The 18941-nt window shown below is 68.9% G+C and carries 18 protein-coding genes; 8 read left to right on the plus strand and 10 right to left on the minus strand.

All coding sequences use genetic code 11. The features are described from left to right. Window positions 1-12 precede the first annotated feature (12 nt). Window positions 13-324 (minus strand): hypothetical protein, encoded by a 312-nt coding sequence (locus ACZ54P_RS32900; RefSeq protein ID WP_465465497.1) that lies wholly within the window; start codon window positions 322-324, stop codon window positions 13-15. A gap of 497 nt (window positions 325-821) precedes the next feature. Continuing rightward, window positions 822-1970, minus strand: a complete 1149-nt coding sequence (locus tag ACZ54P_RS32905) for a hypothetical protein (protein ID WP_465465498.1) — start codon at window positions 1968-1970, stop codon at window positions 822-824. A gap of 517 nt (window positions 1971-2487) precedes the next feature. On the opposite strand from ACZ54P_RS32905, the gene rho reads away from it, so the two are divergent. The 5 genes from rho (at window position 2488) to ACZ54P_RS32930 (ending at window position 6310) form a co-directional block, all read left to right on the plus strand. After that, window positions 2488-3618 carry a transcription termination factor Rho gene (gene rho / locus ACZ54P_RS32910; RefSeq protein WP_465465499.1) on the plus strand — a complete coding sequence of 377 codons (1131 nt, stop codon included), beginning with the start codon at window positions 2488-2490 and terminating at the stop codon, window positions 3616-3618. Window positions 3619-3951: 333 nt separating this feature from the next. After that, complete coding sequence (locus ACZ54P_RS32915) at window positions 3952-4611, plus strand: HEAT repeat domain-containing protein (RefSeq protein WP_465465500.1); 660 nt, start codon at window positions 3952-3954, stop codon at window positions 4609-4611. Between the two features lie 9 nt (window positions 4612-4620). After that, window positions 4621-5619: a MerR family transcriptional regulator gene (locus ACZ54P_RS32920; protein ID WP_465465501.1), complete on the plus strand. Its 999-nt coding sequence runs from the start codon at window positions 4621-4623 to the stop codon at window positions 5617-5619. A gap of 55 nt (window positions 5620-5674) precedes the next feature. Further along, window positions 5675-6010, plus strand: a complete 336-nt coding sequence (locus tag ACZ54P_RS32925; protein WP_465465502.1) for a cupin domain-containing protein — start codon at window positions 5675-5677, stop codon at window positions 6008-6010. A gap of 72 nt (window positions 6011-6082) precedes the next feature. Next, window positions 6083-6310 carry a hypothetical protein gene (locus tag ACZ54P_RS32930; RefSeq protein ID WP_465465503.1) on the plus strand — a complete coding sequence of 76 codons (228 nt, stop codon included), beginning with the start codon at window positions 6083-6085 and terminating at the stop codon, window positions 6308-6310. A gap of 9 nt (window positions 6311-6319) precedes the next feature. Here ACZ54P_RS32930 and ACZ54P_RS32935 read toward each other — a convergent pair whose 3' ends face one another. Then, window positions 6320-7078, minus strand: coding sequence for a TetR family transcriptional regulator (locus tag ACZ54P_RS32935; protein ID WP_465465504.1), 759 nt, complete (start codon window positions 7076-7078; stop codon window positions 6320-6322). 88 nt (window positions 7079-7166) lie between these two features. Between ACZ54P_RS32935 and ACZ54P_RS32940 the strand changes: the two genes are divergently transcribed. Further along, window positions 7167-7634: a glycogen operon protein GlgX gene (locus ACZ54P_RS32940; RefSeq protein WP_465465505.1), complete on the plus strand. Its 468-nt coding sequence runs from the start codon at window positions 7167-7169 to the stop codon at window positions 7632-7634. 9 nt (window positions 7635-7643) lie between these two features. Here ACZ54P_RS32940 and ACZ54P_RS32945 read toward each other — a convergent pair whose 3' ends face one another. After that, window positions 7644-7889, minus strand: a complete 246-nt coding sequence (locus tag ACZ54P_RS32945) for a hypothetical protein (protein ID WP_465465506.1) — start codon at window positions 7887-7889, stop codon at window positions 7644-7646. Window positions 7890-8131: 242 nt separating this feature from the next. Between ACZ54P_RS32945 and ACZ54P_RS32950 the strand changes: the two genes are divergently transcribed. Continuing rightward, window positions 8132-9256, plus strand: a complete 1125-nt coding sequence (locus ACZ54P_RS32950) for a S1 family peptidase (protein WP_465465507.1) — start codon at window positions 8132-8134, stop codon at window positions 9254-9256. 42 nt (window positions 9257-9298) lie between these two features. Here the strand turns inward: ACZ54P_RS32950 and ACZ54P_RS32955 are convergent, their stop codons facing one another. Further along, the gene (locus ACZ54P_RS32955) at window positions 9299-10093 is read right to left on the minus strand and encodes a helix-turn-helix domain-containing GNAT family N-acetyltransferase (protein WP_465465508.1); all 795 of its coding nucleotides are present in this window, start codon (window positions 10091-10093) and stop codon (window positions 9299-9301) included. A gap of 104 nt (window positions 10094-10197) precedes the next feature. On the opposite strand from ACZ54P_RS32955, the gene ACZ54P_RS32960 reads away from it, so the two are divergent. Next, a complete protein-coding gene (locus tag ACZ54P_RS32960) occupies window positions 10198-11529 on the plus strand; it encodes an FAD-dependent oxidoreductase (RefSeq protein ID WP_465465509.1) in 1332 nt (443 codons plus the stop codon). A 585-nt stretch (window positions 11530-12114) separates the two neighbouring features. On the opposite strand, the gene ACZ54P_RS32965 is transcribed toward ACZ54P_RS32960, so the two are convergent. The 5 genes from ACZ54P_RS32965 to ACZ54P_RS32985 are packed head-to-tail and all read right to left on the minus strand — an operon-like array spanning window position 12115 to window position 18531. Then, window positions 12115-13512, minus strand: coding sequence for a tryptophanase (locus ACZ54P_RS32965; RefSeq protein ID WP_465465510.1), 1398 nt, complete (start codon window positions 13510-13512; stop codon window positions 12115-12117). Continuing rightward, window positions 13505-14677, minus strand: coding sequence for a cation:proton antiporter (locus ACZ54P_RS32970; protein WP_465465511.1), 1173 nt, complete (start codon window positions 14675-14677; stop codon window positions 13505-13507). The genes ACZ54P_RS32965 and ACZ54P_RS32970 overlap by 8 nt, the downstream gene beginning before the upstream one ends. Further along, window positions 14670-16034 (minus strand): tryptophan 7-halogenase, encoded by a 1365-nt coding sequence (locus ACZ54P_RS32975; RefSeq protein ID WP_465465512.1) that lies wholly within the window; start codon window positions 16032-16034, stop codon window positions 14670-14672. The genes ACZ54P_RS32970 and ACZ54P_RS32975 overlap by 8 nt, the downstream gene beginning before the upstream one ends. After that, window positions 16016-17782: an amino acid adenylation domain-containing protein gene (locus ACZ54P_RS32980; protein ID WP_465465513.1), complete on the minus strand. Its 1767-nt coding sequence runs from the start codon at window positions 17780-17782 to the stop codon at window positions 16016-16018. The genes ACZ54P_RS32975 and ACZ54P_RS32980 overlap by 19 nt, the downstream gene beginning before the upstream one ends. After that, window positions 17779-18531 carry a thioesterase II family protein gene (locus ACZ54P_RS32985; protein ID WP_465465514.1) on the minus strand — a complete coding sequence of 251 codons (753 nt, stop codon included), beginning with the start codon at window positions 18529-18531 and terminating at the stop codon, window positions 17779-17781. The genes ACZ54P_RS32980 and ACZ54P_RS32985 overlap by 4 nt, the downstream gene beginning before the upstream one ends. Between the last annotated feature and the right edge of the window lie 410 nt (window positions 18532-18941).

Raw genomic sequence — 18941 nt, forward strand, 5'->3', positions numbered from 1 at the left:
CACTCGAAACGATCACCGGCTGACCGAGAACGATCCGCTTCCGGCTGTGACGTGCGAGCCGTACCCCGCGTTGACCGTCAAGCCGGGGGTCAGGCAGAGCGGATCTCCGTGGATGACCAGCTCGGAGGAGGTCAGATTCGCCAGAACATGCGCGGCGACGGGGAGTTTTGTACAGCCTTCGGGATTCCGGTATGTATCCAGCCGCTGCATTTCGGTCGAGAACACCACCACGGTGCCCGCCGCGGCCATGGCGAGCGGACTCGCCACGAGCACCAGCGCTCCCACGGATATCGCGCACAACGCCGCGTTGACAAGACGGTTCATCGAATGCCTCCTCATTCAAGATCACGACTGCTCTCCGCACGGTAACAGTCACAGGGAGTTAAAACGCTGCGGCGGAGAGACTTCACGCGCACAGGTTGCGGTCGGCCCGGACGGGTCATCCGGATGGCGGCTTCAACCGCTCTCAGCGTGATCTCCGAGGGCGGGCCGTTCACATGAACGAGTGGCGCCGTCGATACGCGCGCGAATTCGGCGGAACGCGATGGCACTCTGCGCGCGGCACGGTGGATTTGGCGCAGTGCAAGGGTTCCGGTGCCGAACACAGTTGGAGAAGATCTCGCACCCATTGCCGCACCGCGCTCTTGCGAATACCGGCCGATGCCGCCGTCTCCTCGCTCTTTCCGTTACTGAATCCGGGGAATCGCACCCCCGGGTCGGCCCCTCACTCGGTGTGAGCGCGACCAAAGGAAAGGCGGCGGCTACACCTCCGATGTACCGAAGATGCCGCCGCCGCCCGTTTGTCACCGCTGGTCTACCCGTCAGCAGGTGCAGACGCCGCCGTTGTTGACACCGGCGATGCCACTGGGGCCCGCGAGGCCGCTGGCGCCGGACGGGGTGGAGATGGTGTCCGCGCCGTCGTTGATGGTTCCGGAGTTCCCGAGGCCACCCGCGCCCGCGGCGCCGCCGATGCCACCAGGACCGCCGGGGCCACTACAACCGGTACCGCCGTTACCGCCGCCGGCACCGTTGCCACCCTTGCCGCCTGCCGCGGTGATGTTGTCGATACCGGTTCCGCCGGTGAGCGTGCCGGAGTTCCCGATCCCACCGGCACCACCGGCACCGCCGACACCCCCGGCACCGCCGGGCTGGACGGCGGCGAGGCCGTTGCCGCCCTTGCCACCTGCGCCACCGTTACCGCCGAGCCCGCCGTTGGCCTTCAGCGTGTCGGCACCGGCACCACCGCTGATGGTCCCGGCGTTCCCGACGCCGCCGGCTCCCCCGGCGCCACCGACGCCACCGGCACCGCCGCCGTGACCGCAACCACCGACACCCCCGGCCGCACCGGTACCGCCGGCGCCACCGTTGGCGGTGACACTGTCGAGCCCGGGATCGGCGAGATCACCGGTGAAGGTCCCGGAGTTCCCTACTCCACCGGCCGCTCCCGCGCCACCGATACCGCCGGCACCCGCACCACCGGCGACAAGACCGCTGTTGGCCCCGAGCCCACCAAGACCTCCGTTACCGCCCCTGCCCGCGGTGAAGACAGCGGTGTCGCTGCCCGCACCACCGGTGACGCTCCCGGCGTTACCGACGCCGCCAATCCCGCCGACTCCGCCGTTGCCGCCGGCGCCACCGGCGCCGCTGGAGAATCCGGCGCCACCCTTGCCACCGTTTCCGCCGTTGCCTCCCGCACCACCGAGGACGGTGATGCTGTCCGTACCGGCACCGCCGTCGATGACCCCGTTGGTCCCCACGCCGGCACCGCCGACGTTTCCAGCCCCACCATTGCCACCGGCGTTGCCCGCGGGTGTGCCCGCGTTACCGTCGGCTCCCGCGGGACCGTTGGTGCCCGCGGTACCGGCGACGCCGGTGACCCTGATCGTGTCATTGCCGGCGAGCCCGTTCACCGTGCCGTTCACAGCGCCGCCGGTGATGGTGATGATGTTGTTCCCCGTGGTGCCATCCAATACCTGACCGGCGGGAATCCCTGCCGTGCAAGTGAAATTGGCGCCGCTTTGGGTACATCCCGGCGGAAGTGCCCACGCTTGCCCTGGCACGAGAAGTGCGAATCCCGCCGCGGTACCCAGACCGATCAGAGCCCGGCCTGCCCGGCCCGCTGTGCTGATACGTGCTGTCGATCTCATGATCAACCTTCCACCTGATAGAGGGTCCGGGACTGATGCCACGGACCTGCGAGGTGGTGTGTGCTGACCGGAGTCTGGGGCCATTGCCCGGTGCCGAATAGCTGAGGGCACCGGATCAACCAACACCCTCGACCTGACCGACCCTTCGCCCTTTTACCGGAACTGGCAAGGAAAAGCGCGTCCGGCCACCCATACGTGGACAGGTTCCCCCCAATGCCAGCGCAATCGGGCGTAACCGCGCTCCGGGCTTACCCGGTTGCGCGGTAACTGCCGGCTGGGATACCGTCGTGCTGTTCCTCTTGGCGGATGCAGGCAACGCCTCCCGCGAGAGCGTCTTTCAATGTCCTTCTCACCTCGAAGGTCTCTTCCGGCGTACCTTCGCCGTTTCTCCCAGTACAGAAAGAACTTCAGCATGACCATCAACGGAATACTCGATATCGTGCGCGATCGCGCACACGTCCGGGCGGACGGCTACCTGCCCAGTCCCGACGACGTGCCCGTCCCGCAAAGGGTGGTCCGCGACCTCGGCCTGCGTCGCGGCGACCTGATCTGCCTCGGCGACAACGGCGAGGTGACCGCGGTCAACGGCCGCGACCCGCACCCGGTGCGACGCCGACCCGACTTCGCCGACCTCGTTCCGCTCCACCCCAACGAAAGACTGCGGCTGGAGACCGAGTCGCACGCCCTCACCACCCGGGTGATCGACCTGGTGATGCCGGTCGGCAAGGGGCAGCGCGCCCTCATCGTCGCACCGCCGAAGGCAGGGAAAACCACGGTGCTGCAAGCGATCGCGCACGGTATCAGCAAGAATCACCCGGAATGCCACCTGATGCTGGTGCTGGTCGGCGAGCGACCGGAGGAGGTCACCGATCTGTCCCGCGCGGTACCCGGCGAGGTGATCGCCGCCACCTTCGATCACCCGCCCGCCGAGCACACCGCGCTCGCCGAACTCGCCATCGAGAGGGCGAAGCGGCTGGTTGAGCAGGGGCAGGACGTCGTGGTTCTCCTGGACTCGCTGACCCGGCTCGGCCGGGCCTACAACCTGGCCGCACCGGCGTCCGGCCGCATCCTCTCCGGTGGCGTGGATTCCACCGCGCTCACCCCACCGAAACGATTCCTCGGCGCCGCGCGCAATATCGAAAACGGCGGCTCGCTGACCATTTTCGCCACCGCGTTGGTCGATACCGGCTCCACCGGCGACACGGTGATTTTCGAAGAGTTCAAAGGCACCGGCAACGCGGAACTACGCTTGGACCGCCGGCTGGCGACCAAACGCGTATGGCCTGCCGTCGACCTCGCGCAATCCAGCACCCGCCGAGAGGACCTTTTGGTCTCCTCCGGTGAAACTGCCGCCGTCAGCACTCTTCGCCGGGCCCTCGATGGCCGGGACAACGCCATCGAGACCCTGCTCGGCAGCCTCCGGAAAACCGAGACCAACCACGAATTCCTGACCCAGCTGACTCGCCCGTAGACCGCTGCGTTATTTCCGGACACCGTGGCCTCGACCGGTTTCAGGTCTTGCCGGTCCTCGAAAAGGCGCATCACGGCCGCGGCGGGGAAGCCGCCCAGGGAGCTTCGACGAAGCGACGTACTTGGTGAGATTGTCGAGTTTCCTGCCGTACTCGCCCTGCCCCTCGAAGTCGCAGCCGCTGCTGCCCATGTCGCGAAAGCCACTTTCGGGACACCACATGTCTCCAAAGTGGCTTTCGCGACACAGCGGGAACACCGCTGCCATCCCGCCATCAGAACTTCGAGTTCGCACTTGACCTTGACACTGTGACAACGTCTTGACTGGGTGCAGGAGGTGGTCGAGATCAACACGACATCCAAGACCCCACAGGACACCCGGCTGCTCGACGCGCTGAGCGCGGACGACTCGTCGACGCGGCTCAAGGCCGCGCTCGCGGCGGGCACGCACCCGGACCCCGGCTTCGCCGACGTCCTCCTGGCACGGTGCGCGATCGAGCCCGACTTCTTCGTGCGGGACATGCTCACCTGGGCGTTGACCCGTCTTCCGCCGGAGGTCACGGTGCCCGAACTCCGCGCGGAGCTGCGTTCCGAACTCGCTCAGGCCCGCAGCCAGGCCTTGCACACGCTGTCCAAGATCGGGGACAAGGCCGTGTGGCCCGCGATCACGCGGTCGTTGTTGCACGACGCCGACGACGAGGTGGCCCGAAGCGCTTGGCGTGCCGCTGTCGTCCTCGTCCCCGCCGGCGAGCGGGAAGGACTGGCCGTCGAGCTGGCGGCGGAGTTCGGTCGCGGCGACCGTACTGTGAGACTGAGCCTCAGCCGAGCGCTCACCGCGCTCGGGGACGTGATCGAGCCCGTCCTGCGCAAGGGGCTGGCGAGTGAGGACCCGGCGGTCAGTGCGCACGCCCGTGCCACGGAGCGGCTTCTCCGTGACCCGGACGCCGGGTTCGACGAGGCGAAACGGATCGTCGCGCTCGGCACGGAAGGGCAGTGAGGACGCAGCATGCTGATCGGCGAAGTGGCGCGCCGCTCGGGGGTGAGTGCCCGGATGCTCCGGCATTACGACACCCTCGGGCTGGTGCGGCCGACAGGTCGCACCGTCGGCGGCTATCGCGAGTATTCCGCCGAGGACATCCGCCGGATCTTCCACGTGGAATGCCTGCGGTCCCTCGGCATGTCGCTCAGCGAGATCGGCCGCGCGCTGGAGGATCCCGCGTTCGCGCCGTCCACGCTGGTCGGCGACCTCATCCGAAGGACCGAGGACAGGCTGAAGCGGGAGCAGGAGCTGCTCGAACGGCTCCGTTCGGTCGATGCCTCGGCACCTTTCGACTGGCAGGACGTCTTGCGGATCGTGCGACTCCTGCACGGGCTCAACTCCCCCGATGCCGCACGCCGTCAGCAGGCCGTCCTCGCCCCGGCAGAAAATGTGCCGGTTCCCGCCGAGCTGCTGGCCGGAGCGGTCCTCGCCGAATCCGATCCGAACGTCGCCGGCGCCCTGCGGTGGGCCCTCGCCCGAGCGGGCGCCGACGGTCTGGCGAGTTTGGCGTCCGGCGCCCGCTCGGAGAACGTCGACATCCGGCGGCGCGCGATCCTCGCGATCTCCGACCTGCCCGACGCCGAAGCGACCCAGGTGCTCACGGACGCGCTGGAGGACCCGGACACGACGGTCCGCAAGCAAGCCGCTCTGGCGCTGGGCAAGCGCGGCCTGACCTTGGCCGTGCCGACGCTCGTCCGCATGGTGGCCGAGGGCACCAACGACGTCGAGGCGGCCGAGGTCCTGGGCACATTGTCATCGGACCCGGACCGCGCGGACCGGATCATGAGTGCCCTGGTCGACGCGCTCGCCGCACCCGACGCGGACTCTGACGCGCGGTTGCGTCTCACCCAAGCACTCGCCGAGATGCCGACGAGCGTCGCGCGGGACGTCCTGCGGCGGCTGGCTCACGACGCCGACAAGTCGGTCGCCCGGCTCGCCTCGGCACTCGCGACGGTCCTCGGCTGATCCCTCGGCCGCTGACGATCTGCGACCGTGTCGGTCAGCCACTACGCTGAACGCCATGACCGCCCGTCCCGAAGTCGCGGACGTCGAAGTCCTGGCCGCCGAACTGCTCCTGAAAGCTCGCGAACACCACTCCCGGCGTGCCGCCAAGACCCTGGTGGCGGGCGTCGCCCAGCGAGTCACCCTCATCGCGCTCACCGAAGGTGCCGAGCTGGCGGAGCACGACTCGCCCCCGGCCGCCACGCTGCACGTCGTCACCGGACGGGTCTGCTTGAGCACCCACGACCACGACCGGTTCCTCGACCGCGGCCAGCTCACCGCCGTCCCGCCCGAGCGGCACAGTCTGACCGCCTTCCTCGACAGCGCCGTCCTGCTCACCGTCGCGCTCCGCTGAGCGCCGGATCACCCACGAACGACGGGCGCCGATTGAATCCGGGGCCGGCCGGGTACTTCTCTGATCATGTGGATGGCGCTGCTGACACCGATGCTGATCATGGCTTTCGCCCTGGCCATGGAACGCGTGGAAGCGACCGTGCCGACGAGACTCCGCGCCGCCCGCGACGACCAGCGCCCGCAGCGCCGGACTCGAACTCGGCCTGCCCGGCGTGAGGCCCCGACCGGCTGGACCGCGATTTCCGGGCGTACTCCCGCGAAGCCGGTCCACCGCCTCGGAAGTGTTCCCGCCGCGCAATGACACTCAGTGTCAGTTCTGGTCGGCCGTCCTGCCGTCGCCCTGGCGCAGCGCCGCGCTGACCTGCGCGAGCACCTCCGGCAAGGACGCCGACGAACTCATCACGGCGACCACCGTTCCGTCGTTGCCGCCCGTCGACGGGCCGTCGGTCCGGAACGCGTCGATGACCAGCGCGAAGGCTTCGGCGGCGCCTGCCTCGATGTCTTCCTTGCCGCCACTGCGCAGCCAGCGGCGGAGCACATGGTTGTTGGCCGCCGCGATCGCCGCCGCGGCCACGGCCGCGCGCAACGCCGCCATGATGTCGCCTTGATCCTCGAATCGCCGCTGCAGGTAGCGCGCGAGGACGCGCTGGTAGCGGTCGACGGTCGCGACTTCCTTGTCCCGCAACGACGGGACGGTACGGGTCAGGGTGAAGCGCTTGAGCGAGCCGTCGAGATCGGCGGCGTAGGAGTCGAGGACCAGGCTGACCGCGGCGCAGGCCACCTCCACCGGATCACGCGAGGGATCCGCGGCGGCGAAGGCCTCTTCCATCTCCGCCACGATCTCGTCGTGATTCGCGAAGAGCACGTCGTCCTTGGCGTCGAAGTACCGGAAGAACGTGCGGCGGCCGATCCCGGCGGCGGCGGCGATCTCGTCGATGGTGGTGGCCTCGTAGCCGTGTGCCACGAACAGGTCCACGGCCGCGGAGGCCAGCGAGCGACGCAGCTGCCGCCGTCCGGCGGGGGTCGCCCCGACCCGGGCGACCGGCGTGCGACGCGACGAATCGGTCATGGCCGAACGGTAACAGCCCGGCTTGCTAGTGACACTCAGTGCCGTTAAGCTGTGGTCGCCCCACTCCGCCGAGCCGAAGGCGTCGACGATGACCCTCGACCAGCAGGTACAGCCCACCGAGTCCACGCCGCGGGACGCGACCGCCGCGAACTTCGACGCCTACTACGGCAAACTCTTCGGCTGGTCGGTGAAATGGCTGGGGCCCCGGCCGTTCCTGGCGCTGGAGAACGGGATCTGCGCCGCGACGCTCCCCAAGCTCAGCGCCGGACCGGTCCTCGACCGTCTCGCCGCCACCGGCTGCGACGGGCCCGCCTTCGTCGTCCCGTCACGACAGGGGCGACGCGTGGCCATGCTCGCGGAGACCGATGGCCTCATCCCCCCTCGCTCCGCGTTGCCGAGGGACGTCGAGGTACTCGCAGGAGGCGCACTGCTCCCACTGCCGGTCGGGAACCGGCGAGTCGACTCCTCGCCGGAATGGGTGACGGCGCCCGACCCGCGGCAGCGGTGGCTTCCCAGTCTGAGCGCCGTCCTCGCCGGTATCCACGCCTGCCGATGAATCGAGGCGTCAGGCGCTGACTTCGTACGACATCCCGGTCACGGCCCGCGCGCGTCGCGACACACTGCCCGCCTGTACCGGAGCGGTGAACACGCTGCGCGGCGGAGCGGGCCTTTCGTCGTCGGACTGGTCGAGGGCATCGAGCCCGTCGTGCCAGCGCGCCCAATGCGGGGCGCACAGCCCCAGCCAGAACTCCGCGTCCTCGCAGCCCAGGCGGCGGCAAAGGTTTCCGCGATCACCGATCATCATCACCAACGAACCCTCCTCCCCCCCATCACGGCCATACGGTACCGCGAACCCGGATGTCGTTGCCGCATCAGGGCGGATGAGCCGAATGTTGTCGCCACTGTCGCCGTGAAGCCAGTGAAAAACTTTCTTCGATGTTGGCGGACAAGGGATTCAGACAGAAGACCGGACAATTCTCGACTCACTCCGTACCCGGGACGCACACTCGGCGGGCAGTGTGTTTCTTTCCCCCGACCTTGAAGGAGTCCTCCATGCGTCGAAGAATCGCCCTGGCACTCGGCGGCGCCGCCGTCCTGACCGCGAGCCTCACGGCCGCCGCCCTCGCACCCGTCGCACTGGCGTCCCCCGGACTGATCGCCGCCATGCAGCGGGACCTGAGGCTTACCGCCGCACAGGCCGAAACGCGGCTCGCCCAGGAAATGACCGCCACGCGCGTCATGCCCGCCGCCCGGGACGCCGCGGGCGCGGCCTTCGGCGGCGCCTGGTTCGACCCGGCGCGCGGCAAGCTCGTCGTCGGGGTGACCGACCCCGCGGCCGCGGCCGCCGTCCGGCGGGCCGGTGCCGAACCGGCCACTGTCGCGATCAGCGCGGCGAAACTCGACGCCGCCAAGGCCGCGATCGACTCGTCGGTCAAGACCAAACCCGCTCCCGCGGCCGTCAGCGGCTGGCGCACCGATGTGCACACTGGCACCGTCGTGGTCGCCGTACGTCCCGGCGCGCACGGTGACGCACTCGAAGATTTCCTCGCCACAGCAAGGAACTCCGGACCGATCACCGTCGTCACGGCACCGGCGCCCACCCCGTTCGCGGCAGGCACCGTCGGCGGGGATCCCTACTACATCAACGGGAACACCCGCTGCTCGATCGGCTTCTCCGTCCACGGTGGCTTCGTCAGCGCCGGCCACTGCGGCGGCGTCGGCAGCCCGGTCGTGGGCTGGGACGGCTCGGCGATGGGCAGCTTCTCCGGTTCTTCGTTCCCCGGCAACGACTATTCGTTCATCCGGATCGGCAACGGCTGGTGGACCGCGCCGGTCGTCCTCGGCTGGGGCACGGTGAGCGACGCACTGGTCCGAGGATCGTGGGTCGCGCCGGTCGGCACTTCGGTGTGCCGGTCGGGTTCGACGACGCACTGGCACTGCGGGACCGTGCTGGGGCACAACGAGACCGTCAACTACGCGCAGGGCGCCGTCCACCAGATGACCCGCACCAATGTCTGCGCGGAACCCGGCGATTCCGGCGGCTCCTTCATCACCGGTGACCAGGCACAGGGAGTCACCTCGGGCGGCTGGGGGAACTGCGGATCCGGCGGGGAAACCTGGTTCCAGCCGGTGAACGAGATCCTGCAGACCTACGGCCTCTCGCTCGTCACCGCGTAAAGCGCCGGGTCCCGCCGCCACGGGACCTGGCCCACGCCGGAGCTAGTTGACCGGGCTGCGGCGTTCAAGGAAGACGGCGTCGTGCCAAACGCCGTCGAGCCGCGCGACGCGTTCGCGGATGCCGACGGTGCGGTAGCCCGCACTTCGGTGCAGGGCGATACCGGCGCGATCGTCGGTGAAGACCGAAGTCTGAAGCGTCCAGAGCCCGGCGGCGTCGGCTTCGGTGACCTGTTTGAACAGCAAGGCTTTCCCCACCCCTCGGCCGCGGTGGTCTTCGCCGACGTACACCGAAGTCTCGGCGACACCCTGGTACCACTCGCCTGCCGAGACCGGGACGGCGGCGGTCCAGCCGACGACCTCGCCATCGAGTTCGGCGACCCAGCGATGTCCGGGCAGTCCTTGCCTGTCGAGCGCTTCGCCGCAGAGCCGGTGGATCGCGTCCCGGTCGTCATCGTGAAGGTCGCGAATGGTGACGTCGGCCGGCAGGTTGTCCGGGCAGCACGGACGCGGCGCGAGCAGGCCCATGACCGCGTCGGCGGCGTGCGGGAGCCCGCTGCAGCAGGCCTGGTTGATCGTCACGACCGTGGCCGTGCCCTCTTTGCGCAAGTGCAGGAAACCGACCTCCGCCAGTTTGCGGACGTGGTGGGAACAGGTGGATTGGCTGGTCCCGAGGATCTCGGTCAGCGCGCCGACGGTCAGCCCTCGGGGCGAGGTCGCGACGGCGTGCAGCAGTTTGACCCGCGTCGGTTCGGCGAGGCAGGCGAACCATCCCGCGTAGGTCGCGGCTTCGCGCTCGGGGAGGAGACCGGCGAGGGGAACGGGCACAACCGTGGTCATACCGCACAGTATCGACCCGAATCGATGGTTGCGTCAATCGACGCCGATCGATACAGTCCGTCGCATCGACTTAATCGAGGTGGATCGATGAAAGGTGCATGGGGATGAACGAGCTGCCTGTCGTGGTGATCGGGGCCGGTCCGGTGGGGCTGGCGGCGGCCGCCGAACTGTTGGAGCGGGGCCTCGAACCGCTGGTGCTGGAACGAGGCGCGCGGGCGGGCGCGGACGTGGCGGAGTGGAATCACGTGCGGTTGTTCTCGCCGTGGTCCGAACTCGTCGCCCCCGCCGCCGGGCGGCTGCTGGAGCCGACCGGCTGGAAGCGGCCCGACAACGAGGCATACCCGACGGGCTCGGACTGGGCCGAGCTGTATCTGCGGCCGCTGGCCGAGGCACTCGCCGACCGGGTGCGGTTCGGCGCCGAAGTGATCGGAGTAGCACGCCGGGGACGGGACAGGGTCGTCGACAGCGGTCGCGACGACGAGCCGTTCACGGTGCACGTTCGTTCCGCGGACGGCTCCGAGGAGCGAGTGGTCGTCCGGGCGGTGATCGACGCGTCCGGCACCTGGTCGACCCCGAATCCACTGGGCGGCGAAGGACTTCCGGCGGTGGGAGAACACGCCGCGTCGGACCGGATCGCTTACCGGGTCCCGAATCTGGGCGACGAGGTGGTGCGGGCACGGTACGCGGGCAAGCACGTGGTGGTCGCGGGAAGCGGCCATTCGGCGTTGACCGCGTTGGTGGCGCTGTCCGGACTGGCGAACGACGACACGCGGGTCAGCTGGGTCCTGCGGCGCGGCGCGGTGGGCAACACCTTCGGCGGCGGCGAGGCAGACCAGCTCCCCGCCCGGGGCGCACTCGGGCTGCGCGCCAAGGAGGCCGTGGACTCCGGGCAGATCAGGGTGGTGACCGGATTCCGCACCGAGGCGGTCGAACGTGACGGTGACGGACCGCTGTCCCTGATCTCGTCCGCCGGGCAGCGGATCGAGCAGGTGGACGAAGTCGTGACCCTGTCCGGATTCCGTCCCGATCTGACCTGGCTCTCCGAAATCCGCCTCGGCCTGGACGCGACGCTACAGGCGCCGGTCGCGCTCGCACCGCTGATCGACCCGAACGTGCACTCGTGCGGCACCGTGTATCCGCACGGCGCGAAGGAACTCGCGCATCCGGAGAAGGACTTTTACCTCGCGGGGATGAAAAGTTACGGCCGGGCGCCGACGTTCCTGGCCATGACCGGCTACGAGCAGGTCCGCAGCATCGCCGCCCAGCTCGCCGGAGACCACGAGGCCGCCGCCCGCGTCGAACTGCGCATGACCGAGACCGGGGTCTGCGGCGGTTCGGGCCTGTTCGACGAACCGGCCGAAGCGACGACGAGCAGCGGCTGCTGCGCGGCACCGCAGGCGGAGGTACTCACGTTGTCCGCTCCGTCTGCCCGGTGAAGTGAGCGCGTCGGCCGATGCCGCTGCCATAAGGGGACGGGCTCACTCGAGAGGCTCGACCCGGCTCCCGACTGGATCGCGAGTGCTAATGCGGGGTTATTGAGGGGTAAGGCAAAGGTGTCCTGTTCGGGAGACCTGTGAGATGTCGGGCATGAGGCTTCGACACTGGGCGGTGGCGTCCCGTAGGTGTCGCGAAAGCCACTTTCGGGACATCACGTGTCCTGAAAGTGGCTTTCGCGACACGAGCAGCGGGCGCCGCCTTCGCGAGAACACGCACCGCATAGGCAAGTTGGCATGCCCTGGGGTCAGGCTCGGTGTTGCGGAAGCGGCTTTCGCGACACCTCGTTGAGGGCCGAGGGAGACTGGTCACCCCTGGCGGTGTGAGCACGCAATCGGGAGGCGGGCATGTCCCCAATGTGGCATTGGAGACAGTCAGCGTCCCCAATGCCACATTGGGGACATCAGGCCACGGCGCGAGCCGACGTCGCACGCAACACGACACCTTTGCCTTACCCCTCAATGTCGCCAAAGTGGCGTTCGCGACACGATCTCCTTCCCCTTGTGCGGCCTCAGTTCCTTCCCCCTTCAGCTGCCGTAAACGCTCGTGCCCTCAGTAGGCGCGAAGCGGGCTTGAAAGAACCGGAGGTGGGCTGGTTCGTGGATGAACGTGAGACCGCGGGTGATGCGGTCACGGTGCCGGTGGACACGGATGACGGTGTCGGCGACGTGGTCGATGTGGCTTTGGGTGTAGACGCGCCGTGGAAGGGCGAGCCGGAGAAATTCCAGTGGCGGGTAACGGTTCTCGCCGGTGGCCGGGTCGCGTCCGGCTGATACGGTGCCGCGTTCGACGCCGCGGACCCCACCCTCGAGGTAGACGGCGGCCGCGAGGGTCTGGCCCGGCAGAGCCGTGCGGGGCAGGTGGGCGAGGACGGCGGTGGCGTCGATACAGACGCAGTGGCCGCCGATGGGGTGCACGATCGGGACCCCTGCGGTGTCGAGCCGGTGGCCGAGATACTCGACCTGGGCGATGCGCGCCCGGATGTGTTGTTCGGTAACGGATTCGGCGATGCCCTGTGCGATGGCTTCCATGTCGCGGCCTGCCATGCCGCCATAGGTGTGGAGGCCTTCGTAGAGCAGGACCAGGCCGCGTGCTTGTTCGGCGAGGCCGGGGTCGCGCAACGCGATCCAGCCGCCGATGTTGGCGAGACAGTCCTTTTTGGCCGACATGACGGCCCCGTCGGTGGGGGCGCAGAGGGCGAGCAGGATGTCCGCGATCGAGCGGTCCGCCCAGCCGGGTTCACGCTGTTTGACGAACCAGGCGTTTTCGACGGCGCGGGCGGTGTCGAGGAAGACGGATATCCCGCTCGCGTGGGCGAGTTCGCAGGTCTCGGTGAGATTGGCGACGCTGATGGGTTGACCACCGGCCATGTTCACGGTCGCGGCGAGCGAGACGTAGGGGATGGCGGCGCCGTGTTCGGCGATGACGGCCCGCAGCTTGGCGAGGTCGACGTTGCCCTTGAACGGGTGTTCGCCGCCCGCGTCGTGTGCTTCGTCGACGATGACGTCGTGGAAGGTGGCGCCGTTGAGTTCCTGGTGGGCGCGGGTGCTCGGAAAGTACATGTTGCCGGGAACGTGGGTGCCCGGGCGGATGAGGCAGCGGGAAAGGATGTTCTCACCGCCGCGGCCTTGGTGGACGGGGATGACGTGTTCGTAGCCGTAGTGGCTGCGGACGGCTTCTTCGAAGACGTAGAAGCTCTGGGCGCCGGCATAGGCTTCGTCGCCGCGCATGAGGGCCGACCACTGCCTGTCGGACATGGCGTTGGTGCCGGAGTCGGTGAACAGGTCGATGTAGACGTCTTCGGAGCGGAGCAGGCAAGGATTCCAGCCGGCGGACCGGAGTGCCCGCTCGCGATGGTCACGGGTGTGCGCGTGGATCGGTTCGACCATCTTGATCCGCCACGGTTCCGCTGGGTGGTCAGGCATCTCGGGTCACCTTGTTTCGTTCGAGATGGTTGAGGATGGGGCCGGTCATGGCGGTCGTGACGAGGGCCATGACGACCATCGCGGTGTAGAACGCGCTGTCGATGACGCCGAGGCCGAGCCCGATGCTGAGGAAGACGAGTTCGGTAACGCCTCGGGTGTTCATCAAGGTCGCGAAGACCGCGGCCGCCCGGGGTGGTTGTCCGGCGAGCCGGGCGCCTAGATACGCGCCGCCGCCTTTCGCGACGACCGCGACCGCGATGACGGCGAGGATTTCGGCGAACAGGGCGCCGTCGAGGTCACCGAGGTCGATCTTCCGTCCGATGAGGACGAAGTACAACGGCACCAGCAGGGACGCGGCGGGGGTGATCAGGGCGGCGGGGTCGTGCCGGGACCCCGACCGGCCGACGGCCGCACCGACGAGAAACGCGCCGATTGCCGCGTGCAGGCCGATCGAGTCGGTCACCGCGGCCCCCGCGCAGGCGACGGCGACCATGGCCACGGCCGCCGTCGGCCCGGACAGGCGCGCCGTCGCCTGCCCGAACCACGGCCGCGAGAGGAGGAACAGTCCCAGCACGAACGGAACAGTCGCCAGGAGCGGCCAAACTCGCGCTCCATTGTGGACCGACGCGGCGACGAAGGCGAGCGCCGTCCACGCGGTGGCGTCGGTGATCGCCGCGGCGGTGAGCGCGCACCGGCCGCGGGAGTCGTCCAGCATCCGCCGTTCGGCCAGGATCCGGGCCAGCACGGGAAAGGCGGTCACCGCCAGCGCCAGCGCGGTGAACAGGACGAACGGCGTGACCCCGGCTGGAGCGTGCCGGTCGGCGAGCACGAGCGCCAGCAAGGCTCCGAGGACGAGCGGGACGACGGTCGCGCCGAGTGCCGGGACGGAGGCTGTCTTGATCCGTTTCGCGGTCATCGACGGCGCGAGGTGGGCGCCGACACCGAACAGGAACAGGACAAGGCCCAGCTGAGCGAGGGCGTCCAGCGTCGTGTCGACACCGCCGGGCAGACCTGGCCCGGATCGCAGGGCGACGCCGACGGCGAGGCCGCAGATGATCTCCCCGAGGACGGCCGGTTGCCCGATCCTGGTGAAGACCCAGCCGAAGCACCGGGCCAGACTCAGCAGTACGGCGAGCGCCGCGAGCAGCAGCGCGAGGTCAGGCATCGGGCACCCGCCATCGCCTGCCGTCCGCGGTGGGGACGAGTCCGCCGGGGAACATCGGTGGTTCGTCGCCCGCGGCGTCGCCGAGCAGCCCGCGCAACTGCAGTTGCACTCCTTCGGCGAGCACGTCGCCGAACATCCTGCGGGAGAAGTCCTGTGAGGACACTCCCCCGACGAGGTCGGCGAAGGCTTCGTCGGCGGCACCGTGCTGGCCGGTGAGTCGCCGCGCGTGCCGGAAGTATTCGTCTTCGGCGGTGTCCAGCTCGTAGAAGGTGGCTAGGAAATCCCGGAACAGCGCGAATTCCCGACGATAGCGGGCTTCGAACTCAGTGAAGCAGCGGCTCTCCTCGACAAGACCGGACAAGGTGCTGTTGATCGACCGGGCGGCCAGTAGCGCGCTGTAGGTCGCCAGGTGCACACCCGAGGAGAACACCGGGTCGATGAAGCACGCGGCGTCCCCGACGAGGACCATTCCGGGGCACCACAAGACGGTCCGGTCGTAGGAGTAGTCCTTCCGCACCCGGAGCCGGTCGTAAGGTGGTTCGGTCGCGCGGCGAGCGTCGCGGAGGAACTCGGCGATGAGTGGGCAATCATCGATCAGCGAGGCGTAAGCCACGTCGGGATCGCCCTGCACCCTGTCCGCCGATTCGTGTTTGACGACGGCTCCGACGCTGGTCAAGGTGTCCGAAAGCGGGATGTACCAGAACCAGCCGTCGGCGAACGACGCGCACAGGATGTTCCCGGCGTGGGGCGCGGGCATCCGATGGCCGCCCTCGAAGTACCCGAACAGCGCCAGATTCCGGAAATGCGGCGAATACTCGCGGGCACCGCCGACGTCGTGATGGAGCCTGCTGCGGTGCCCCGAGGCGTCCACGACGAATCCGGCCGTCGCCAGCCGCTCGCGTCCGGTGTCGTCGGCGTAGCGGACGCCGGCGATCCGGCCGCCCTCGCGGATCGTGCCGAGTGCCCGGTGTCCTTGCCGGACTTCGGCACCGAGACGGCGTGCGCCGTCGAGCAACAGCAGGTCGAACCGGCTGCGCTCGACCTGGTACGCGTACGACGTGGGCCCCGCCATCCGGTCGGAAGCGGCGAAGGAGAACGTCCACGGTTCGGCGCTGGTACCCCATTTGAAGGTGCCACCACCTTTGCGGACGAAGCCCGCCCGCTCGATCTCGTCGCGCAGTCCGAGCATGGCGCAGATCCCGTGGATCGTGGCGGGCAGCAGGGATTCCCCGATCTGGTAGCGCGGGAAGACGTCCTTGTCCAGCAGCAGCACTCGGTGACCTTCCGCGGCGGTGAGCCCGGCGACGGTGGAGCCGCCCGGTCCGCCGCCCACCACGATCACGTCGTAGTCGTCCATGGCGACTCTCCTTTCATAAGGGTGGGGACGAGTTCGGCGAGCCGGGCGACCGTGCGGCGCAGCAATACGTCCCGCAGCGAACACGGCACTCCGCGCGCCCGCAGCCGTGCGGCGAGCGCCGCGGCGGAAAGGCTGTGACCGCCGAGGGCGAAGAAGTCGCTGTCCGCGTCGACCGCCGGAATCTCCAGTTGGGCACGGAACGCGGCGGCGACGAGTTCCTGCGCGGAGGTCAGCACGCTCGCACTCGGTGCCGGGGCGAGTGGCGCGAGGGCGGTCCGGTCGATCTTCCCGTTCGGCCCGAGCGGCATCGCCTCGATCGGGAGCACGGCGGAGGGCAGCAGATAGGTCGGCAACATCGCCCGCAGCCGTTCACTCACCTCAGCGAGAGTGCCTGTGCCGAGCACGACGTAGGCGACCAGCCGTGGCTCGGCGCCTTCGGCTCGGACCACGGCCTGCCGGATGCCGGGCAACGCGAGCAGCGCGTGCTCCGTCTCCCCCGGTTCGACCCGATGCCCGCGGATCTTGACCTGATCGTCCAGTCTGCCCAGCCATTCCAGCCGGCCGTCCACCGCGAGACGGCATCGGTCGCCCGTCCGGTACCGGCGTTCTCCCGCGGTGACGAACCGGTCCGCGGTCAACTCCGGCGACCCGAGGTAACCGAGGGCGAGACAAGATCCGCTGATCAGCAGCTCGCCGGGCTCCCCGATCGGCACCGGCCGCAGGTCCTCGTCGACCACCTGCGCGGCGGTGTTGCCGATGGGCCGCCCGATCGACGGCGTCGCGCGCTCGTCGAGTCGGCAGGCAGTGGTGAACACCGTGCACTCGGTCGGCCCGTAGAGGTTCACCGCGGTGACGTCCGGGGCTTCCCGCAGCTGTGACCAGAGCTCCTGTCCGATGGCCTCTCCGCCCATCAACAGCAGCCGTGGGCGATTCCGGCCGTCGAGCAGTCCGGCCTCCAGCAGTGCCGACATCTGCGCGGGCACCGCTTCCACGACCGACAACCGGTGCTCCCGCACGAAGTCCACATAGGACTCCGGGTCCATCCGGACCGGATCGGGAACCAGATGCAGTTCGTGCCCGCCCGCCAACCACGACAGCGGGTTCCACGACGCGTCGAAGGACAGCGGCAAACCGTGCGCCACCCGTTGCGGGCCACGGCTCGCGGGGAAGAACCGATCGGCGAGTTCGCCGTACAGGTTGGCCAGGCTTTGGTGGCCGACCATCACTCCTTTGGGCGTGCCCGTGGAACCGGAGGTGTAGATGATGTACGCCGGACCTGCGACGCCTCTGGACAGCCGCAGCCCGTCTCGACCGGCGAGTTCCGCCTTCCAGTCCTGGTCCGACAGCACGACGTCCGCCCGCGGCGCGAGGCTCGCGGCGTCCGTCAGCACCACGGCGGGCCGGGCGTCACCGAGGATCACGTCCACTCTGGCGGCGGGCGAAACGGGATCGATCGGCAGATGGGCCGCCCCTGCCTTCGCTGTCGCGAGCACTCCCAGAACCGCGCGCACGGACCGCGTCATCCCGCAGGCCACCACCGAACCCGGCACCGCGCCCGCGTCCCGCAGTACCTGGGCGAGCCTGTCGCTCCAGACGTCGAGCTCGCGGAATGTCCAGGCGACCTCGTCCGTGACCAGGCATCGACGGGAGGGTGCCCGCTGAGCTTGGCGCTCGAACAAGTCGCACCAGGTCCCTTGAGGAAGCTGTCGTGTCCCTCCGTCCACCACGGACGGCGATGGCTCACTCATCGCGTGGCTCCTTGCCGGACCGTGGTCTCCGCGACCAAAGCCCAGAAACCGGCTTCCTGACCAGCGGTCAACATTCCAAGATGGCCCCCTGACACGACATGGCTCTCGAACCGCCCGGACGTCCAATCCCGCCACGCCCGGATGGCGTCATCGCCACCGGCGAAGACCGGGTCGTCTTCGCCCCGGACCGCGATGATCGGGCAGGACAGCATCGCTTCCGCAGGACCGGCGTAGTCGCTGGTCAGCCGCAGGTCGGTGCGAAGGAGATCCAGTACGTAGGCCCGGAACTCGGCCGGGCCGATCCGGCCGAGCAGCCGCGCCGCCTCGAACGCGCCGACCCTCGCGGCTCTCCCCCGCGCTCGCCGGTGCGGCGCGCACACCCCCGCGACGACCAACGCGGACGGCGCCTGATGTCCTCGGCGATAGAGGCGATGGGCCACTTCGAGTGCGACGAACGCGCCCATGCTGAATCCGATCAGCACGGTCCGCGAAAGACCGTCCCTGCCGAAGCGATCGAGGGCTTCTCGGGCGATTTCCTCGGCCAGCTCCTCGATCGATCCGGCGGGCGGCATGGCGAGCCGCTCACCGCGCCCCGGATACTCCGCACCCCACACTTCGGAACCGGACGAGGCACGAGCGAGCCCGCGCAGACCGAGAGCCGTTCCCCCGGCAGGTGGAAAGCACAGACACCGGGGACCAAAACCCGTTCCTATGTCCATTGTGGACAGACGTATGAGGGCAGTGTTCATTGCCGCGTTCTCCCGAGCCGGTCCATCGACGGAAACACCCGGGCGTCACGCACCCAGGTGTCCACCATGGACAAAGAGGTATCCGCCGCCATGACGGCAAGCGACTTTTCACGATGTCGCGCCACCCCGGTGAAGACCGGGTTCCGCGCCGATGACGCGCCTTGACGAAAGCCGGCCTCGCCGGACTCGTCTCGCCCGCACCTTTGGGTGATTCCGCGACCGCGTCGACCGCGGGAAAGGTGCGAGACTCCTTCCTGCTCCCTCTTCCGTTACGTACTAACCGTCAGAGGTGGTAGCCCGAAAGATACGGCGCCGTTAGCCCGTCCGGGGTAACAGTTTGATGGCGAGCACAAACCGGCTGCAAGAGGCGGTGAAACCGTCCTCTCGCTCCCTCACACGGGCTACCTCAG

This window comes from Amycolatopsis sp. NPDC034160 (assembly GCF_055575355.1).

What these genes read in the sequence shown, in the direction of transcription:
- ACZ54P_RS32900 (WP_465465497.1), bottom strand. Translation starts at nt 324, where the DNA reads ATGAACCGTCTTGTCAACGCGGCGTTGTGCGCGATATCCGTGGGAGCG.
- rho (WP_465465499.1), top strand. Translation starts at nt 2,488, where the DNA reads ATGTCCTTCTCACCTCGAAGGTCTCTTCCGGCGTACCTTCGCCGTTTC.
- ACZ54P_RS32920 (WP_465465501.1), top strand. Translation starts at nt 4,621, where the DNA reads ATGCTGATCGGCGAAGTGGCGCGCCGCTCGGGGGTGAGTGCCCGGATG.
- ACZ54P_RS32925 (WP_465465502.1), top strand. Translation starts at nt 5,675, where the DNA reads ATGACCGCCCGTCCCGAAGTCGCGGACGTCGAAGTCCTGGCCGCCGAA.
- ACZ54P_RS32930 (WP_465465503.1), top strand. Translation starts at nt 6,083, where the DNA reads ATGGCGCTGCTGACACCGATGCTGATCATGGCTTTCGCCCTGGCCATG.
- ACZ54P_RS32935 (WP_465465504.1), bottom strand. Translation starts at nt 7,078, where the DNA reads ATGACCGATTCGTCGCGTCGCACGCCGGTCGCCCGGGTCGGGGCGACC.
- ACZ54P_RS32940 (WP_465465505.1), top strand. Translation starts at nt 7,167, where the DNA reads ATGACCCTCGACCAGCAGGTACAGCCCACCGAGTCCACGCCGCGGGAC.
- ACZ54P_RS32950 (WP_465465507.1), top strand. Translation starts at nt 8,132, where the DNA reads ATGCGTCGAAGAATCGCCCTGGCACTCGGCGGCGCCGCCGTCCTGACC.
- ACZ54P_RS32955 (WP_465465508.1), bottom strand. Translation starts at nt 10,093, where the DNA reads ATGACCACGGTTGTGCCCGTTCCCCTCGCCGGTCTCCTCCCCGAGCGC.
- ACZ54P_RS32960 (WP_465465509.1), top strand. Translation starts at nt 10,198, where the DNA reads ATGAACGAGCTGCCTGTCGTGGTGATCGGGGCCGGTCCGGTGGGGCTG.
- ACZ54P_RS32965 (WP_465465510.1), bottom strand. Translation starts at nt 13,512, where the DNA reads ATGCCTGACCACCCAGCGGAACCGTGGCGGATCAAGATGGTCGAACCG.
- ACZ54P_RS32970 (WP_465465511.1), bottom strand. Translation starts at nt 14,677, where the DNA reads ATGCCTGACCTCGCGCTGCTGCTCGCGGCGCTCGCCGTACTGCTGAGT.
- ACZ54P_RS32975 (WP_465465512.1), bottom strand. Translation starts at nt 16,034, where the DNA reads ATGGACGACTACGACGTGATCGTGGTGGGCGGCGGACCGGGCGGCTCC.
- ACZ54P_RS32980 (WP_465465513.1), bottom strand. Translation starts at nt 17,782, where the DNA reads ATGAGTGAGCCATCGCCGTCCGTGGTGGACGGAGGGACACGACAGCTT.
- ACZ54P_RS32985 (WP_465465514.1), bottom strand. Translation starts at nt 18,531, where the DNA reads ATGAACACTGCCCTCATACGTCTGTCCACAATGGACATAGGAACGGGT.